Here is an 18,108-nt window from a genome sequence, read left to right as displayed (position 1 = left end):
CAATCATGTCCACGGGTGAAATGTTCCAGCGTCGGACGGAAACTGAGTCCGAATCAGACGGGCCTCGGAGCCTGATTGAGTCGACTTACGAGCAGTTGAGTCTCGATATTGTACACGGCAAGTATGGGCCGGGTGACAAGCTGCGACTTCAGCCACTAAGTGAAAATTATGGAGTGAGTGTTGGCACTGTGAGGGAGTCGTTATCTCTCCTCGTGTCGGATGGGCTCGTCCTTACTCAATCCCAAAAAGGTTTTCGAGTGGCGCCGATGTCGCTTGTTGATTTCGAGGATTTGACCAAGGCGCGGGTCCTGCTGGAAGCATCAGCGTTGCGGGATAGTATCGTATCCGGGAAAGATGACTGGGAAGGTCGGGTTGTCCAAGCATATCACCAACTGTCCCTTGCGGAGAAAAGGCTCGAAGCTAATCCAATCGCAGGATTCGAGATATGGGAGCAGCGCAATCAGGAATTTCATGATGCGCTCGTATCGGCTTCTTCCTCTCGCTGGGTGCAGAAGTTCCGAGTTATTCTCTACAAGCAAGCGGAACGCTACCGGCGGTTGTCTACAGCCAGTCGAGTAAGCCCTGGCGTGTTGGCTCATTCTGAACACGAGAAGATTTTCGAGTTGGCCATTGCGCGTGACGCCGATGCGGCGGTTGAGGCGCTATCTTTTCATATTTGGTCAGCCGTAGAATTCTTGAAGGGGCGTGGTCTGATTTTGGAAAGTCCGGACAAGGAAGGCTAATTCTGCCGGCAGGCCTCATATTAAAAATGGAGGCATGGGCGGCTCATGATATCAAGGAAGGTTACAAATATGACGACGGCTAAAACAAAGACGCGCCTGAACATCGGGCACGAACCAAAGGCGTTCGAGAAGAAAAATGTTTGGAATGTCGAGGAGATAACGGCTCTGCTTGACGAAGAGAATGGCACGCTTGATCCAAGAATTTATTCAGATCAGGATCTGTATGAGTTGGAACAGGAACGCGTTTTCGGACGATCATGGATTATGCTCGGGCACGAGACACATGTTCCCAAAGCCGGTGACTTTTTGACGGCCTATATGGGCGAGGATCCCGTCATTCTTGTGCGTCAAAAAGATAGAAGCTTGAAGGTTTTTCTAAACCAGTGCCCGCATAGGGGGATGAGAATCTGTCGAACCGATGGCGGCAACGCAAAATCGTTTACATGCAGCTATCATGGTTGGGCGTACGACATCGGCGGAAACTTGGTGAACGTACCATATGAGTCTGAGGCATTCTGTGAGGACTTCAACAAGGCCGAGTGGGGGCCGGGCCAGGCAAGGGTTGAGACCTACAAGGGCTTGATCTTCGCGAACTGGGATAAAAACGCGCCAAATCTGCGCGAGTATCTTGGCGACGCGACATTCTACATGGACCACATGCTCGATCGAACCGAGGCGGGTACTGAAGTTATCAGCGGCATGCAGAAATGGGTTATCCCATGCAACTGGAAGTTTGCCGCTGAGCAGTTTTGTAGTGACATGTATCATGCCGGAACCGTATCCCATCTGTCCGGTATCGAGGCGGGCCTGCCCGAAGGTATGGAGCTTTCGGATGCGAAGATTCCGACGGTGGGATACCAGTTCAGGGCGAAGTGGGGCGGGCATGGAACGGGTTTCTATGTCGGAGAGCCAGGTATGCTAGTGGCTATCATGGGGCCCAAGATTGCTAAATATTGGACGGAAGGTGAAGCGGCCGCCAGGGCGGAGAGGCGCTTGGGAAGCGCAGAGCGTGCGCGTCAATTGATGGTCCAGCACATGACTGTTTTCCCAACCTGCTCATTCCTTCCCGGTATCAACACCGTTCGAACCTGGCAGCCGAGAGGCCCGAACGAGACAGAGATATGGGCATTTACAGTTGTAGATGCTGATGCTCCTGACGAGATCAAGGAAGAGTACCGCCGTCAGACATTAAGAACGTTTTCTGCCGGAGGCGTATTCGAGCAAGACGATGGTGAAAACTGGGTCGAAATCCAGGCTGTGTTGCGAGGGCATCAGGCTAGGAAGCGCCGGCTCAACATTCAAATGGGAAAAGGTCGTTCTGCTGCCGATAATCCGCATTACCCGGGCAGTATTGGGTATGTGTACAATGAAGAAGCCGCTCGCGGACTCTATCATCAGTGGATCCGTATGATGACTGAACCTGATTGGGACACACTCGGGCCAAAGTAGGGAGGTCTGTGAGCGGATCACCCGTTTCGTAGGCAGAGCGAAGTGCGCTCAACCGATAGTTCTATTAACCCTCGCGAATAACGGGCGCATAAATCGCGCAAATTGGAGATAATTATGCTGAAAGAAAAAGTGGGACCAGAGTCATCAGCGTCGCAGATAAGCACTGCCGCTCTGCTGCTGCAGCATGAAGTTGAGCAATTCTATTATAAGGAGTCTCTTCTGCTTGATCGGCACGAGTTCAACGATTGGTTTGACCTTCTGGACAAGGACATCAGGTACTTTATGCCGTTGAGAACGAATCGCACGCGGCGCGATCAAAAGCTCGAATACTCTAAGGACGGTGAGTACGCGCATTTTGATGATGATCTAGTGATGATGCGTGGGCGGCAGCGGAAATTAATGTCGGATGTCGGATGGTCTGAAAGCCCGGCTTCGCGAACGCGCCACATCATAGCGAACGTCATCATTAACGATGCAAGTGATGATCAGGAAGTTCATGTGACGTCGTCATTTATTCTTTACCGAAATCGTCTGGAACGGCAGGTCGATATTTTTGCAGGAGAGCGAATGGATGTACTGCGCCGCAGTGACAACAAGCTCGGCTTCATGATCGCTAAGAGAACCATACACATCGATCAAAGTACGATTCTCTCTAATAATCTCAGCATCTTTTTCTAGGTATCGTGATGGCTTTTAAGAAAGTTTGCAGCCTAGACGAAGTTCCTGAAGGTGACGCGTTGCGGGTGGAGTTGTTCGACGAACCTATCGCGCTATTCAACTTAGACGGAGAGATCCTCGCGACTCAGGACCGCTGCACACATGGCGACTGGTCGTTAGCGGATGGCTTTCTCGAAAATGGCGTCATTGAGTGTACGCTTCACTGGGGAAAATTCTGTGTGCGGACGGGAAAAGTGAAGGCTCCACCCGCTTGCGCGGCCTTAACTGTTTATCCCGTGAAGGTGGAGGGCAACGACGTCTACGTGGATTTCGAATCTGGTAAGGTCAACGATTGATGCAGAGTTTCGCGATCATAGGTGCGGGTCTGGCGGGGGCGACAGCGTGTCGGTCGCTCAGAGACCAGGGGTTTGAGGGAAAGATTTTCCTCTTTGGCGACGAGCCGTATGAGCCATATGATCGACCCTCTTTGTCCAAGTCTGCTTTAGCGACCAAATCTGCCCCCCCTTTGTTAATGGGTTGTAATTGGAGCGAAGAATTCAGGGTCGAGAAATGTCTGGGAGTTCGCGTTGAAACAATAGACTTGCCCTCGATGCGTATTGAGGTGAGCTCTGGCTCGGACCTCAAGTTTGACAAGCTCCTTTTTGCCACTGGGTCTCGGGCGCGGTCTCTGCGTCTAGATGCGCATAGCGAGACGCCGGGACTTTACTCACTGCGGACACTTGACGATTGCGTGGCTCTACAGGGAGCAATCTCCCCTGGGGCACAAGTCATCATCATCGGGGGAGGCCTCATTGGATGTGAGCTTGCCACTACAATTCAGAAGATGGGTGCAAAGGCGATTATCCTTGAGACTGCCAATGAGCTCTTGTTGCGTGTTCTGGGCAAGACAATAGGCTCGTGGTGTCGAGAGGAATTGGAGGCCATAGGGGTTGAAGTCCACACGGGCGTCTCAATTACTCATGTAGATCTAGACCCCTCGTTCCGGGAAGTACGATGCGGCGACGGAAGAAGATTTTCTGGTGATCTGGCAATCGTCAGCGTTGGTGCGGAGCCGGTCACCGCTTTAGCAGAGCATGCTGGATTGGCGTGCGCGAGGGGCATCATTGTAAATTCAGTTGGTATGGCTTCAAGCGACACGGTGTACGCAGCGGGCGATGTCGCAAGTTGGCCTCTCAGGAGCGGAGGGCGCCGCAGTCTGGAGACTTATCTGAATTCTCAAAACCAGGCGGCTGTGGCTGCGGGAGCAATGCTCGGAAAGGGTGAGCCAGCACCGCAAGTTCCGATTTCTTGGACGGAGATAGCGGGGCATCGGATACAGATGATGGGCGAAGTCACTGGTCCTGGCGATGTCGTCACTCGGGTTGATCCCGGAGGGACCGGAATGACGGTGTGTCGATTGAATGGTGGGGAGCTTCAATCTGCTGTTTCAATAGACCAGTCGGCAGACTTTTCTTTCGCATCAAAAATCATTGAGCGGAGGATGCTGGTAGATGCTGAATCGATTCGTGATCCGCTCATTCGCATGAAAGACATTTTCAAATTGGCGGCAAAGACGGTCGCGTGAAGCACAAAATAGTGCGGATACATACTAAAATCAGAAAGACAGGGAGAAGACAATGAGCGTAAAGAAGTTGGGATATTTGGGTTTTTCTGCATCAGACATTGATGCTTGGCGGGATTACGCAACCGGAACGTTAGGGCTAATGGATGCTGGGACGAGAAATGACACTCTCTTTCTGAGAATGGATTCCCGAAATTGGCGGGTTGCAGTCCATCCGGGCGCGGCAGATGATCTCTTGTATGCGGGGTTCGAAGTTTCGAATCGAGCCGAGATGCTTGAGATCGCTGAAAGACTAGAGGAAATGGGCATTTCCGTCGAGCAGGCCGATTCCAAGCTGTTGGCGCAACGGGGAGTGATTGATTTGGTATCCTGCCTTGATCCGTCAGGGATCAAGATTGAGGTCTATTATGGTGCCAGCGAGCTCTACGAAGAGCCGTTTATTTCACCTACGGGTGTATCTGGATTTCTAACTCAGGATCAGGGACTTGGGCACTATGTCCTGAGTGTTGAAGATATTGAACGTTCGTTGGATTTCTACATCCGTGGACTGGGGATGGAGCTATCCGACATCATCGACTGGCAGGTCAATCCGGACGTGAAGCTTCAGGTGAACTTTCTCCATTGCAACAGGCGCCATCATAGCCTGGCATTAATCCAAGCGCCCGCTTCCAAGAAGTTACATCACTTTATGCTGGAAGTGGGGTCGTTCGATGATGTCGGGCGCGCATATGATCGCGTGTCAGAGAAGAATGAGATCGTGATGACGCTCGGTCGGCACACAAATGATCACATGTATTCGTTCTACGGCGTCACGCCTTCCGGCTTTGCTGTCGAGTATGGATGGGGCGCTCGACCCATCGAGTCAGATTGGTCTGTCGTCCGATATGACAGCATCAGCATGTGGGGACATAAGTTTATGGGCACAGGAGCTTGAGCGGCGCGTCCGCAAAACTGATCCAAATTCGTCCGACCCCCGACGCTGCATTTAGGAGATTCTAGCATGGCCATTCAGAGCGTATCTGAAGATACCAACCCAGAGATCGCACGTAACATTGAAGTTCACGGTGTAAAGACGAACTATCATGATCTCGGCTCTGGGAAACCGCTCTTTCTGATTCACGGATCAGGGCCGGGGGTTTCGGCGTGGGCAAACTGGCGATTGGCAATGCCAAATTTTAGTGAGGTGGCCAGAGTAATTGCTCCTGATATGCTCGGCTTCGGATATTCGGAACGTCCGGGTAAAGAGTACTATAATATGGAAAGTTGGCTCGATCAGGTTGTTGGGTTGATGGATGCTCTTGATATTGAACGGACCGATCTCGTAGGCAATTCCTTCGGGGGTGCGATTTCTCTTGCGATGGCCATTCGACACCCGGATAGAGTTCGGCGCATTGTTCTGATGGGAAGCGCGGGTTTGGCGTTGGGGCTGAGTGAGGGACTTGACCAGGTTTGGGGGTATTCTCCATCCATTGAAAATATGCGCCGTTTGCTGGATATCTTTGCATATGATCGAAGTTTGGTAACGGATGAGCTTGCTGAACTACGGTACAAAGCAAGCATTCGTCCGGGTTTTCAGGAGTCATTCTCAGCGATGTTTCCTGCGCCTCGGGGGAGATGGCTAGAGCACTTGGCAAGTGATGAACGCGATATCCAGAAAATTCCTCATGAGGTTCTGATTATTCATGGGCGTGAAGACGTGGTTGTGCCGCTGGAAAATGGCCTGCGGCTGTCGCAGTTGATCAAGAGGTCTCAGTTGCATGTCTTTGGAGAGTGCGGGCACTGGGCGCAAATTGAACATGCGGCAAGATTTGAAAAACTCGTCATGAATTTCATTCAGGAGCCGGATAAAAAGTGAGTGCGGTGTATCGTTAATGCGAAACGACAATACCAAAATGTATATGCTGCAATTGGCTCAGGAATTCTATTCGAACCAAGTCTAATAAAAGGGGAGTAGTAAAATGTTGAAACGGTTTGCTTTGATTGCCTTTGGTTTTGCGGCCCTGTCTTATGCGAGCGCGCAAGCAGAGAGCCGAGATGATTTACAGCGCGTCTGCGTAACGGTTTCTGTTGCAGACGGTTTGAGTGAGGAGGAAAGTCAGGATTTTTGTGAGTGCTTAACAACAGGCGCTGAAGAACAAGGACAAGAGTCCATTGACGAGCTTGTTGAGTCGGCAGAAATACCGGACCGGCAAGCGCGCATCGATGGACTGTCCGAAACGTCTCAGAACATCGTGGCGGTATGTGCTCCCTAAATAGGCTCCAGTATAAGAGTCCTCGCCTTGGCTGGCTCTGCTTCTGATCAAGCGGTCCGAAGTATGAGTTATTGCGCACTCGATTGGTCTTGCCGCTTTGAGGCCGGCTCTCTTGGGGGAAATGTAGGCTATTGTTCTTGTGCAGAAAACTTCAATCGGGTCCGGGCGAGTGACTGTTGTCGCGGCATTGGCGAGAAATGCGGTAGGCGATGACAAAGCTGACGTGCCTGTGGGGAGGCTCTCATCTGCCGCCGTCGATATTCTTTTGGGCCTTTATACTGCGCAAACAAGGATGCTTGAGAATGGTTTCCGCAATGACGTAGCAAACTTGGCCGTATGCACTTTGCTTGCCAATCTGATCGACGGGTTTGTTGCCGCCGAACTTGGTAAGCCATCCTTGTCTCTCGTTCAGAAAGGCTGGCATCTTCGGAGGCGCGAATTGTTGCTCGCGCGTCCGAACGTCGAATCCCGCAAGGTCGGCGCGGCTGCTAATCGATTGACAAATGATTTTCGCAAAAGCCTCGAAGCATCCGCAGGCGCGAATGGATTAGCCAGAGAGCTAGCAGCTATCTGCCTGGCAGTCATTAGCGAATATCATGAGCGGGGCGAACCGGGCTCGTGCTTCGCTGAAGCCGAGGGAGCGCTCAGCCAACTCATCCGCGCATTCAGTAAAGGTGTTGCTTGACAGAATCAGTATGCGGATAAAGAAGGGGCTGGAGCAACCTCTATTGTTTGAATTCAATCGATAGAAAAGAGACGTTGATAAAGCTCAACCATTGACGGGATCTGACGAAAGTGATCCGGCAAGTGCTTTAGCTATCTTACAATGGTGACGCGCTTACCGATCAAATCTTGGGCTCTTGTACGTATCTAAACAAATCAAAATGGATTTCTCGTGGCCCAGTACCTCGGTAGATGGCGTGCACATGAATTCCTTTAATGGATCGCTCCGGGATGAACGCCAACGGGTTCGTTTCCTTGACCGTAGCAATACAGCTACTTGAGACGTCGAGAATGGACTACAGTGAGAGGAGACCTCATACGGCTCACAATGGGCAATCTCCTGCCGAGTTTGCCCGCAACGTCGGCCTGTGCCATGCTGGCAAGGCCAAAATCGCTGCTGGATTTTAACACCAAGGCCGGACTACCAGAGCCAAGCACTTCATCGCTGCTGTATTTTAGCACCACGACTGGGCCACCAGAGCCAGGCATTTCAGAAACCGCCAACTCTAACTTTACGGGTGGACCAGTCCGATTGGGCAAGCGAGGAAGACATGACGACAAGCGCCTAGTTCCGATGCCAGAGTGATGACATTTGCGGTTTACACGTGGTGCCAACGAGCCTTGTTTTTAATACGGAAAACCTGATGCGGTTTACAGAGAACTCCATGTAAAATAAGAAAAAGTGCGTCGTTTACACCGAGAGGGTCAGCGGTTCGAGCCCGTTACCGCCCACCACTTTCTCCGAATTTCCAGATTGTGTCGTCTCGGGCCTTCCTCAGAGGACCGGCCATTCTGACGGCACACTGCGGCCTTCACGTGAGACCAGCGCCATTCCGGCGGCCTGAACCTCGGCAAGCAACCGGTCTTCGTCGATCAGTGTGGAGCGGTAGTTCTCGACCACGCGCCGCCCATCTACCCAGACACTGTGAACGCCCCGGCCATCGGCGGAATAGATAAGCTGGTTGACCGGGTTGAAAAGCGGCACCCATTCCGGCCGGTTGCGATCATGCAGTACGAAGTCGGCCTTCTTGCCAGGTTCCAGTGACCCGATCTGGTCGGCCATCTGCGCGCCTTTTGCGCCATTGATCGTGGCCGCTTCCAGCACGCTATAGGCCGAGAACAGGCTTGCGTCGCGGCGCGCATCCTTGAACAGGCCTGCCATGGCAAACATGGCGCGCATGATATCGCTGGTATTGCCATTATTGTTGCCATCCGTGCCAAGCTGGATGTTCACGCCGGCGGCGGCCATTTCGGGGAACAGGCCGGCAGAGCTTGCCCCGTACCCGCCTTTCATGGCGGTCATCGGGCAGTGCGTGACATGCGTGCCGCTCGATGCCAGCAGGTCGACTTCGTTCTGGTCCAGATGCACCGCGTGGGTCAGGGACAGGTGCGGGCCGAGCGCGTCGAGGTCTGCCAGATGGGCGATTGCGCGCTTTCCGGCTGTCTCGAGATAATACTCTGGATCTGCCGGATCGGCGCTCATATGGGCGCTCACACCCAAGCCTTTCGTGCGGGCAAGATCCGATGCGCCGCGCCATAATTCGTCGGTTGCCGTGTTGTGGCCCACCAGGAGCGGCCAAGCCGAAATCAGTGAATCCTCTGTTTGCGGGTAGGCGTTGGACTGGTCGTCCATGCGCGACAGCGCGGAATCAGTCAGCGCCGTCTGATCGTCGTCGGGTGCAAAGGCGCGGTCCTGTAGCCATTGACCAATCCGTCCGCGGATGCCGATTTCGGCAAGGCCATCCGCAACAGCTTCGAGGTTCAGGATCGTGCCGGCCTCGATGAAAGTCGTGGTGCCGGTGCGGAGCATTTCAAGGGCCGCAAACTGAGCCGACAGGCGTTCGTCGGCAGGAGTCTGGGTCATGTACATCGGAATTAGCCATCCGAAGACGTTTTCAGCCCAGTCCGTATTGTCTGGCACGATTCCCCGGGTCAGCGGTTCGCCGGTGATGTGGACGTGGCAATTCACGAATCCAGGCGTGATGACGAATCCATTGCCGTCCAGCGTCTCACGAGCGCTGACCGAGCCGGATATTTCGCTGTCCTGACCGACGCTGTGAATGCGGTTTCCGACGATCGCGATTGCGCCATTTCGATAAATTCGCCGCGTCGCATCCATCGTGACGATCCATGCATTTCGGATGAGCAAGTCAACAGGGGCAGGGTGGGTCATACGTGTCTTGATCCATCTGAAGTTCTCGGCGCTCGAAGACGGTGCCGAATGAGGCGTGCAACTTGATCCGGAAGGCTCGACCGAATGTGGAGCCACAGTGAATGAGGCGTCTTGATCGAGTCCGCACAATAAATTTTGGAGATGGAGCGCGTAGAGGAGGGGAGTTGCTCAGCAGGTTTACGATTCCTCATTCCCGCAGGGTTTGGGGTTCGAGAGTGTGGCCTTTTTGCCAACCTTGTCATAAATCCGGAAAAATCGGTCTTTGAAAAATTTTCTACCGCGATTGCTCAATCCTGCGCGGGATTGCGAAAGTCCCAATAGCTACGGGGAGAAAATTGTTGCAAGAGCGGTGAAATCGGTTTCATCGGGTACGTGCTGAGTGACACCAATCCAAAATTTTCGTCATGAAAGGCTTGATAGCGCAAACATTTGGTGATGCATTGATTGTCGGGTAGGTGGATTGCAGGGGCAGTCCGCCTGACCGAGACAAGCATTGAAGACCGGCACCACCGTCGTGAGTGGCCTGTCTCAGGGAGGATTGTAATGACTGTTTCCACGGACAAGGTCCGTGCGGATTCCGCACGGAAAGTAAAATGGGGAACGCTGCTGTGCAGTGCGTCCGCGGTGTCGCTGCTGTCAGCCCTGCCATTGGCAGCGCAGGCGCAAGACGCGAATGAAGAGACACTGACGCAGGAAACTGTGGTCGTACAGGGCATCCGCGGATCGCTCGAGCGCGCCATGGACATCAAGCGCAGCTCCAATGGTGTTGTTGACGCCATTTCGGCCGAAGACATCGGCAAGTTCCCGGACACAAACCTCGCGGAATCGCTTCAGCGCATCACGGGTGTGTCCATCAACCGGGTCAACGGCGAAGGCTCCGAAATCACCGTTCGTGGCTTTGGTCCAGGGTTCAACCTGGTCACGCTGAATGGCCGGACCATGCCAACCGCCAAAATTCGTGCCATCGGTACGCGCGGCAATTACGGCGCTGGCGGAGATCGCGCGTTCGACTTCTCAAACCTTGCTTCTGAAGGTGTCAGCGGTCTTGAAGTCTACAAGACCGGCCAGGCTATCCTGCCATCGGGCGGTATTGGTGCGACGGTCAACCTCAAAACACGGACACCTTTCGACGATCCAGGCCTGAATGCGTCATTCTCAGCCAAGGCGATCAATGACACGAGCGTGGAAGCCGGCGATGACTTCACGCCAGAATTGTCTGGTCTTGCAAGCTGGACCGACCCATCGGATCGTTTCGGCATCGGCATTTTCGGATCCTATTCAAAGCGCGATTCCGGCGCGCCATCACAGCAAGTCAATGACTGGATCGTCCGTGAATCCGCAGACGGCACAATTGATGGCAGCTATACGCGTGGTGATGGTTCTACCCAAATCACCAATCCACCAGCTGCTGGCCAGCTTTATGCTATCCCGCAGGACAGTCGCTACGACTTCTCGGATATTTCTCGCGAGCGTTTGAACGGCCAATTGGTTCTTCAGTTCCGTCCAATCGATAACCTCACTCTGACAGGTGACTACACCTACGCGATGAACGAGTCGGACGAACTGCGCTATGAGCAAACCAACTGGTTTGCCACGCCGTTGGACCAGATCATTTTCGACAATGATGGCCCTGTTGCGACCGCCGTGTTCATGCAGGAAAACAATAACGGTTCGAAAGATATCGGTTTCGAGCAAACCAATCGTGCCACGAAGGATGAATTGAACTCTTTCGGCTTTAATGCCGATTGGGAGTTCTCTGAGCGTGGAACGCTGATCTTCGATGCGCATAGTTCGAAGTCTGAATCAGGTGGTAACAACCCGCTCGGCCACACGGCGACTTTCGTGACCATGGGCGCGCCGGTCATCCTCCAGCATTCAGTTGATTTCCGAGGTGGCACGCCGATCCAGTCCTACACGATTGACGATTCCGTTCGTGGAAACGGCAATGGTGTCCTGGATGCGGGTGATCTTGGTACGCAGGTGCAGCGTTCGAACTCTTCCAACATGCAGCACGAGATCGACGAATTCGATCTTCGCTTCGTGTGGGACTTCGATGACCGCACAAGTTTGACTGTCGGCAGCAATTTCCGCGACAGCCAGATGGATCGTACCACCCGCACCACCCAGCAGGATCTCGGTTCATGGGGGATTTCCAATCCGGGTGATGTCGAACAGTTCGCGCCAGGCGTGATGCAGACCTACTGCCTTTCCTGCCTGTTTGACGATGTGGCCGTTGGTCAGGCTGACACGGCGTTCCGCGTCGACGCGACTCAGCTCTACCCGATCCTCGAAGCGGCGTATGCTGGCAACGGGGTAAACATCTCTGAGTCCGATGATACTGTGCAGGAAGAAATTCTGTCTTTCTACGCTCAGTTCAATATCGAGCGCGACTTCATGGGGCTTCCGACGCGCACAAATATCGGTGTCCGTTATGAAGACACCAACGTGAAGTCGACAACCGTTCAGTCGATCCCATCGGGCATCTTGTGGCAGTCGGACAACGATTTCCTCATCGTCCAGTCTGGCGCCCAGCAGGACCTGTCGGGCAAAGGCGCCTATGAAGAAGTCTTGCCGAACGCCGACTTCCAGATCGACCTTACGGAAAATCTGGTTGCGCGGACTTCGTTCAGCAAGACGATCGGCCGGGCTGGCTACAGCAGCTTGTTTGCTTCAACGACCGCGAATGCACCAAACCGTCCGACGGCCTTTGGTGGATCGCTGACCGGTGATTCCCAGAACCCTGGTCTCTTGCCGCTCAAGTCCACAAACTTCGATATTTCGCTTGAATGGTACTATGGCGACACGAGCTATGTGTCGGCTGGCTACTTCGACAAGAAGGTGAAGAACTTCATCGGTAACGGTGTTGTCGAACGCAATCTGTTCGGTCTTCGCGATCCGGCTTCAGGAGCTTCTGGCTCACGTTCCGGTGATGCGCTGGCTATCATCAATGCGCTCGGCGTTGACCAGTCTGAAGCGAACCTCTTTACGCTGACAGCCCTGATTGACGCAAATGGCGGAGATACCGCTGCGGCCCGTGCAGAGTTTGAATCACAACTCGTCGGCGGAGCATTGCCGCAGAGCTATGTGGACCAAATTCTTGGCCAGTATGATGTCGCGTCCAATGGCAGCGATCCATTGGCCGTGTTTGGTGTCAACCAACCAGTCAACAATCGCGAAGGCAATATCGACGGGATGGAGTTTGCTTGGCAACACTTCTTCGGCGAGACTGGCTTCGGTTTCCAGGCGAACTACACACTGGTGAACGGCGATGTGGAACTGAACCCTGCCGCTAGCATCAACGACAATCAGTTTGCCCTTGTCGGCCTGTCCGACACGGCTAACCTGACTGCGATCTACGAGAAGTACGGCTTCTCTGCACGTCTTGCTTATAACTGGCGTGACACGTTCCTTCTCAACACGAACCAAGGCGGTGATCGGTCTGGTACATATGTTGAGGATTACGGTCAGTACGATCTGAACGTCAGCTATGACATCAATGAGCAGATTGCCGTTTCCTTCGAAGGCATCAATCTGACTGGTGAAGACCAGCGCATCTACCACCGCGTGCCGGAGCAGGTATACTATGTCTACGAGCTGGCACCACGCTACCAGGTTGGCGTCCGCTACAAGTTCTAGTCGGAGACGACTGGAACGAGACTTGGAACATTCAGGAAAGGCCGCTGCTTGCAGCGGCCTTTTTTGCCCCCGCTTGTAAGCATGGGAGGATTGTTTCATCATGACGGAAACGCGCTCGCACGGCACAACGAGCGTAAGCAGCACCGAAAGGCGCCTCATGGCCAAGATGGCACTTCTGAACAATATCGATCATCCGGATCTCAAGGTGATCACCCGCTTTGACGCGGCCTATGGCGACAGCGTCAATCAGGCAGCGGTCTATCCGACAGAGTTTTCCGAGCTTCAGCGCGAATACCCGATCTTCTTCCGAAAGGACGAGGAGGGGGCTTTTTACTGCGTGATCCTGCTCGGTCTCGACAAGGGCGAAAACCTCTTCCTTGATGGTGCGCGCTGGCAGGCCCGTTATGTGCCCGCGATCCATCAGCGTGGCCCGTTCATGATCGGTTTCCAGAACCAGGAAGTCGATGGCGAGGTCCGCCGAGAACCGGTGATCCATGTGGACCTAGAAAATCCGCGCGTCAGCAAGACGGAGGGCGAGCCGCTTTTTCTCGCGCATGGCGGCAATGCACCATACTTGCAGCATATCAGCCAGGTCTTGCGCGTGATTACGGTCGGCGCAGATATGACCGCGCCCATGTTTGCAGCTTTCGAGCAGGCTGGCTTGATCGAGCCTGTATCACTGGACGTCAAACTTGATGACCATACTGAATACAAGGTGCCTGACCTCTTTACACTGAACGAAGAAAAGCTGGCCGCCCTGGAAGGGGAGGCGCTACAACAGCTCCATCGTGGCGGATTTCTGCGCGCAGCCTATCTTGTGCTGGCCTCGTTGGGCAATGTGAACCGGCTGATCAATATGAAGAACGCGAAACGGGCAGCAGGCGGCTGACCCTCTGGGAGGAAACCTTGTCCTCACTGGACATACAGCGCAAAACGAAGGAACTGGCGGGCATTTCGCCGGACGCCATACCGTATGACCAGCTGATGCGCGACCAACAGCCCGTCATCTTGAAAGGAGTGGCGAGTAAGTGGCCTCTGGTCCAGAAGGGCTTGCAGTCACTGGACGCAGCCATGGACCATATCGCCTCGTTTTATGGCGGGCGTCCGGTCGTGGAATATCGCAGTGCGCCAGAAGAAGGCGGGCGGTATTTTTATACTGAGGCGGTGGACGGATTCAATTTTGAGCGCGACCGTGTTCCGTTGCCGGATTTCTTTGATCGGGTACGCGAAACGGCAAGATCGTCTGACGGGCGCTCTTTCTATATTGGTTCGACCGATCTCGATAATTTCTTTCCGGGCATGCGCGACGAGAACGACCTTGTGCTGAACGACCCGATGTTTGATGCGCACAAGCCAATGGTCAGCATCTGGATGGGGAACCATACGATTGCTTCAGCCCATTACGACATGTCGAACAATCTGGCCTGCTGTATGGTCGGCAAGCGACGCTTCACATTGTTCCCGCCTGAGCAGGTGGCCAATCTCTATCCCGGCCCTCTGGAGCCCACGCCCGGCGGACAGGTCGTGAGCATGGTAGACTTCCGTGATCCAGACCTTGCGCGCTACCCGCGCTTTGCCGAGGCCATGGCCGCTGGGGAGGTGGCTGAGCTGGAGCCGGGCGATGTACTGTTCTATCCAGCACTCTGGTGGCACAATGTTGAGGGCATCGGCGACTTCACGGCCATGATTAATTATTGGTGGAACACGTCGCCAGCCTTCATGGATACGCCCCAGAACACCTTGCTGCACGCCATACTCAGCTTGCGGGATCGTCCGGAGCCGGAGAAGCGGGCCTGGAAGGCCTTGTTCGACTATTATATTTTCGGACCCTCCGAGCAGCCGGCTGCGCACTTGCCCGAAGCGGCTCAGGGCATTCTCGGGCCGCTCGACGAGGTGAAGGCACGGCGGCTCCGTGCACTCTTGCTGAACAAGCTCAATCGCTGAAGACTATAAAAAGAACCGGGGATCACATTGGAAACGCAGAATATCAGGAGAGTAGTCATTGCTGGCGGCGGCACAGCTGGCTGGATCGCTGCGGCCTCGCTCTCACGCCTGCTTGGCCCCTTGCTGGACATAACGCTGGTGGAATCCGATGCCATCGGCACAGTCGGAGTCGGCGAAGCAACCATCCCGACGCACCGTACGTTCCACCATCTGATGGGAATCGACGAGCGCGACTTCATGCGCGCCACCAAGGCCACGTTCAAACTCGGCATTGCGTTCGAGGAGTGGGGCGGGCTTGGTGATCGCTACATTCACTCCTTCGGCCAGGTCGGCAAGTCGAACTGGATGGGCGAATTCTACAATATCTGGATGTACGCGCAGGAGCGTGGCATTGGCGCTGAACTCGACGCTTACTGTTTCGAATTACAGGCTGCAGAGGCGGGACGGTTCTTCACGTCCGACAAGGCCAACATAAACTATGCCTATCATCTCGACGCCAGTCTCTACGCGAAATTCCTGCGGACCTTCAGCGAGGCCAAGGGCGTCAAGCGTGTTGAGGGCCTGATCGAAGAAGTCGAGCAGGATGGCGAGAGCGGTTTCATCACGGCGCTCAAACTGCAATCCGGCGAACGTATCGAGGGCGACCTTTTCATCGACTGTACCGGGTTCCGGGGTATGCTGATCGAGCAGACCCTCAAGACGGGTTATGAAGACTGGACTCATTGGCTGCCGACCGACAGTGCGCTGGCAGTGCAGACGCGCTCGGTCGGCCCCGCTCAGCCCTATACTCGCGCCATCGCGCATCATGCAGGCTGGCGCTGGCGTATCCCGCTACAGCACCGGGTCGGCAACGGCCTTGTCTTCTGCAGCGAGAATATGCAGCCGGACGAGGCAAAGGAATATCTGCTTGGCCATGTCGATGGGGAGCCACTGACCGAACCTCGCCTGATCCGTTACAAGACCGGTCGTCGCAAGAAGGTGTGGAACAAGAACTGCGTGGCGCTTGGCCTGTCGAGCGGTTTCGTTGAGCCACTGGAATCCACCAGCATCCATCTCATCCAGGTCGGGGCGACCCGTCTGGTCCAGCAGTTCCCGTTTGCCGGGATAAGTGAGGCGATTGCGAACCACTATAATGAACAGGCCGAACGCGAGCTTGAGAAAATCCGCGATTTCATCGTGTTGCACTACAAGCTGACTGAGCGCGACGACTCGGACTTCTGGCGCGCGCGCCGCGATATGCCGGTTCCAGATTCTTTGGCACAGCGCATTTCCCTGTTCCGTGAGAACGGCCTAGCCTATCAGGCGACGGATGATTTGTTCCGCGTGGATTCCTGGCTGCAGGTTATGCTCGGTCAGCGGCTGAAGCCCAAGGGATATCACCATATGGGCCATCTGATGACAGATGACCAATTGATGACGGCCTTGGGTGGCCTTGAGGCCAATATCTCAAAGGCGGTCTCACAGATGCCGAGTCATCAAGATTTCATTGATCAATATTGTGCGGTGCCGGAATCCGAGACTGTCTAGACCGTCTCGGCCACTTTTGCTGTTTCCGATGAGGCCTGCGGAGCAGGGGCGTGCACGAGCTCGTTGAGCATGTCCTTCACCATGTCTTGTGCCTGTTCCACAACGCTGCAGACCAGTTCATGTGAAAAGCTGGCTCCACCAAACCAGGTACGTTGATGGCCTTGTACGCGTTTCAGTGCGCCAAAAAGACCGTCGCGCACCGCCTCTACCTTGTATTGGGGGAAGTATTGCCAGACCTTCTGCTGGATCACGCTTTCGATGGTAAAGCCGTGCTTTTCCGCATCGGCCAGCAGGATCTCACGAAGTTCCGGCGCTGTCAGGCCGGTCGAAAACTGGCCCGTCACGTAGAGACGACCGCCCAATTCCTCGCTTTCGCCTTCGCGGCGACCGCCCAGGATTGCTCCTTTCCGCGTACTGTCCATGCTGGCCTCTGAATAGCCGATGATCATGTGACCTTCGAACCAGTCCGGCGAGGTCAGCAGCGTAGTGGTATAGTTTTGCCATTCAATGCCGTTGCAGATGAACATCTCGTCGCGCGTTGCGGCGCAGAACTTGACGAAATTCTGCATCGGCACGGTGGAGACCACAGCGTCGAATTCTTCGCTCTTGCCAGCCGTCGTGATCACGGGCTTTGGTCCGGACCGGTCGAGATGGGTCACCGGGCTCGATAGCCGCACGTCGAGATCCTGAGCGAACCGGTTCCAGAACTCGCTCCAGCCCTGATCAGGCATGTGCATGTCGTTGAGGACGCCTGACAGGAGATAGTTCAAATCGCACCACTGGACGGTCTGGCCAATCGTGGCTTCGTCGGTGAATCCATAACCCTGCGTTGTCTGAATTCGGTGAGACGCAAGGTCGATTTTCGGCAGGTTGAGTCGCTTCACCCATTCCGCTGTCGTCATGGCGGCTTCCGCGCGCACGTCCGGATCGTCTGGTCGGTCTCGGATATCGCGGCGCAGCCGTCCGGCAGCCCTGATAAACTTCAGGGCCTGCAACACCATGGGCGGACCGTCACCCGTCCTGACATAGTCGACAACCTTCAGGCCATCATATCGCGCCTCACCCAGGCGGCTCAGCGTGATCCCGTGCTGGCGCATCCACTTCTTTACAAGCTTGTGGGAGCGGGTGGTGTAACACGTGCCCATCTCATTCATGGCGTCGCCACGGACAACGGAAAAAGACTTGCCCCCCAGACGGTCTTCGGCCTCGAACAAGACCGCCTTGTGTCCGGCCTGCTTGATGAAGCGTGCCGTGCTCAGTCCCGCAGGCCCGGCACCGATGACTGCTATTTTGAAAGGCGATTTGGGGCGGGACACCGGAACTATACTCTCCTCAATCGGAATGCACGCTACAGAACCCGGGACAGGATATGCAACCGTTTAAGAGTATCTATCTTTGGTTAACACCCGCGTTAACGACAAG

15 protein-coding genes are annotated in these 18,108 nt (G+C 54.6%); 13 read left to right on the top strand and 2 right to left on the bottom strand.

The window, feature by feature from the left end; all coding sequences use genetic code 11:
* The first annotated feature begins 5 nt into the window (after positions 1-5).
* The 9 genes from B2344_RS04385 (at position 6) to B2344_RS04345 (ending at position 7,368) form a co-directional block, all read left to right on the top strand.
* Positions 6-743: a GntR family transcriptional regulator gene (locus tag B2344_RS04385; RefSeq protein WP_206741425.1), complete on the top strand. Its 738-nt coding sequence runs from the start codon at positions 6-8 to the stop codon at positions 741-743.
* A 69-nt stretch (positions 744-812) separates the two neighbouring features.
* Complete coding sequence (locus B2344_RS04380; protein WP_084146479.1) at positions 813-2,192, top strand: aromatic ring-hydroxylating dioxygenase subunit alpha; 1,380 nt, start codon at positions 813-815, stop codon at positions 2,190-2,192.
* A 114-nt stretch (positions 2,193-2,306) separates the two neighbouring features.
* Positions 2,307-2,870 carry an aromatic-ring-hydroxylating dioxygenase subunit beta gene (locus B2344_RS04375; RefSeq protein WP_045699447.1) on the top strand — a complete coding sequence of 188 codons (564 nt, stop codon included), beginning with the start codon at positions 2,307-2,309 and terminating at the stop codon, positions 2,868-2,870.
* An 8-nt stretch (positions 2,871-2,878) separates the two neighbouring features.
* Entirely contained in the window at positions 2,879-3,205 is a 327-nt protein-coding gene (locus tag B2344_RS04370) for a bifunctional 3-phenylpropionate/cinnamic acid dioxygenase ferredoxin subunit (RefSeq protein WP_034738357.1), read from the top strand.
* Positions 3,205-4,434, top strand: a complete 1,230-nt coding sequence (locus B2344_RS04365) for an NAD(P)/FAD-dependent oxidoreductase (RefSeq protein WP_290482628.1) — start codon at positions 3,205-3,207, stop codon at positions 4,432-4,434. The genes B2344_RS04370 and B2344_RS04365 overlap by 1 nt, the downstream gene beginning before the upstream one ends.
* A gap of 52 nt (positions 4,435-4,486) precedes the next feature.
* Positions 4,487-5,365 (top strand): biphenyl-2,3-diol 1,2-dioxygenase, encoded by an 879-nt coding sequence (bphC, locus tag B2344_RS04360; RefSeq protein ID WP_112073756.1) that lies wholly within the window; start codon positions 4,487-4,489, stop codon positions 5,363-5,365.
* A 66-nt stretch (positions 5,366-5,431) separates the two neighbouring features.
* Positions 5,432-6,286 carry an alpha/beta fold hydrolase gene (locus B2344_RS04355; RefSeq protein WP_290484734.1) on the top strand — a complete coding sequence of 285 codons (855 nt, stop codon included), beginning with the start codon at positions 5,432-5,434 and terminating at the stop codon, positions 6,284-6,286.
* Positions 6,287-6,389: 103 nt separating this feature from the next.
* Entirely contained in the window at positions 6,390-6,683 is a 294-nt protein-coding gene (locus tag B2344_RS04350; protein ID WP_112073758.1) for a hypothetical protein, read from the top strand.
* A 169-nt stretch (positions 6,684-6,852) separates the two neighbouring features.
* Complete coding sequence (locus B2344_RS04345; protein ID WP_290482626.1) at positions 6,853-7,368, top strand: hypothetical protein; 516 nt, start codon at positions 6,853-6,855, stop codon at positions 7,366-7,368.
* An 813-nt stretch (positions 7,369-8,181) separates the two neighbouring features.
* Here the strand turns inward: B2344_RS04345 and B2344_RS04340 are convergent.
* Complete coding sequence (locus B2344_RS04340) at positions 8,182-9,579, bottom strand: amidohydrolase family protein (RefSeq protein WP_206992288.1); 1,398 nt, start codon at positions 9,577-9,579, stop codon at positions 8,182-8,184.
* Between the two features lie 543 nt (positions 9,580-10,122).
* On the opposite strand from B2344_RS04340, the gene B2344_RS04335 reads away from it, so the two are divergent.
* The 4 genes from B2344_RS04335 to B2344_RS04320 all read left to right on the top strand — a co-directional run bounded on the left by B2344_RS04335 (position 10,123) and on the right by B2344_RS04320 (position 16,686).
* Complete coding sequence (locus B2344_RS04335; protein ID WP_290478660.1) at positions 10,123-13,215, top strand: TonB-dependent receptor; 3,093 nt, start codon at positions 10,123-10,125, stop codon at positions 13,213-13,215.
* A 100-nt stretch (positions 13,216-13,315) separates the two neighbouring features.
* Positions 13,316-14,104, top strand: a complete 789-nt coding sequence (locus tag B2344_RS04330; protein WP_290484733.1) for a SapC family protein — start codon at positions 13,316-13,318, stop codon at positions 14,102-14,104.
* 17 nt (positions 14,105-14,121) lie between these two features.
* Positions 14,122-15,159, top strand: coding sequence for a cupin-like domain-containing protein (locus B2344_RS04325; protein ID WP_290484732.1), 1,038 nt, complete (start codon positions 14,122-14,124; stop codon positions 15,157-15,159).
* A 27-nt stretch (positions 15,160-15,186) separates the two neighbouring features.
* Positions 15,187-16,686: a tryptophan halogenase family protein gene (locus B2344_RS04320; RefSeq protein WP_206992291.1), complete on the top strand. Its 1,500-nt coding sequence runs from the start codon at positions 15,187-15,189 to the stop codon at positions 16,684-16,686.
* On the opposite strand, the gene B2344_RS04315 is transcribed toward B2344_RS04320, so the two are convergent.
* Complete coding sequence (locus tag B2344_RS04315; RefSeq protein WP_290484731.1) at positions 16,683-18,002, bottom strand: FAD-dependent oxidoreductase; 1,320 nt, start codon at positions 18,000-18,002, stop codon at positions 16,683-16,685. The genes B2344_RS04320 and B2344_RS04315 overlap by 4 nt on opposite strands.
* Positions 18,003-18,108 lie beyond the last annotated feature (106 nt).

The sequence above is a fragment of the Hyphomonas sp. UBA3195 genome (assembly GCF_002366485.1).
Classification (GTDB): Bacteria; Pseudomonadota; Alphaproteobacteria; order Caulobacterales; family Hyphomonadaceae; genus Hyphomonas.
This window is presented reverse-complemented; position numbering and strand designations above follow the sequence as displayed.

Excerpts from the sequence above, each read along its gene's own strand:
- B2344_RS04350 (WP_112073758.1), top strand. The coding sequence starts at position 6,390 with ATGTTGAAACGGTTTGCTTTGATTGCCTTTGGTTTTGCGGCCCTGTCT.
- B2344_RS04375 (WP_045699447.1), top strand. The coding sequence starts at position 2,307 with ATGCTGAAAGAAAAAGTGGGACCAGAGTCATCAGCGTCGCAGATAAGC.
- B2344_RS04370 (WP_034738357.1), top strand. The coding sequence starts at position 2,879 with ATGGCTTTTAAGAAAGTTTGCAGCCTAGACGAAGTTCCTGAAGGTGAC.
- B2344_RS04330 (WP_290484733.1), top strand. The coding sequence starts at position 13,316 with ATGACGGAAACGCGCTCGCACGGCACAACGAGCGTAAGCAGCACCGAA.
- B2344_RS04385 (WP_206741425.1), top strand. The coding sequence starts at position 6 with ATGTCCACGGGTGAAATGTTCCAGCGTCGGACGGAAACTGAGTCCGAA.
- bphC (WP_112073756.1), top strand. The coding sequence starts at position 4,487 with ATGAGCGTAAAGAAGTTGGGATATTTGGGTTTTTCTGCATCAGACATT.
- B2344_RS04365 (WP_290482628.1), top strand. The coding sequence starts at position 3,205 with ATGCAGAGTTTCGCGATCATAGGTGCGGGTCTGGCGGGGGCGACAGCG.
- B2344_RS04355 (WP_290484734.1), top strand. The coding sequence starts at position 5,432 with ATGGCCATTCAGAGCGTATCTGAAGATACCAACCCAGAGATCGCACGT.
- B2344_RS04340 (WP_206992288.1), bottom strand. The coding sequence starts at position 9,579 with ATGACCCACCCTGCCCCTGTTGACTTGCTCATCCGAAATGCATGGATC.
- B2344_RS04335 (WP_290478660.1), top strand. The coding sequence starts at position 10,123 with ATGACTGTTTCCACGGACAAGGTCCGTGCGGATTCCGCACGGAAAGTA.
- B2344_RS04380 (WP_084146479.1), top strand. The coding sequence starts at position 813 with ATGACGACGGCTAAAACAAAGACGCGCCTGAACATCGGGCACGAACCA.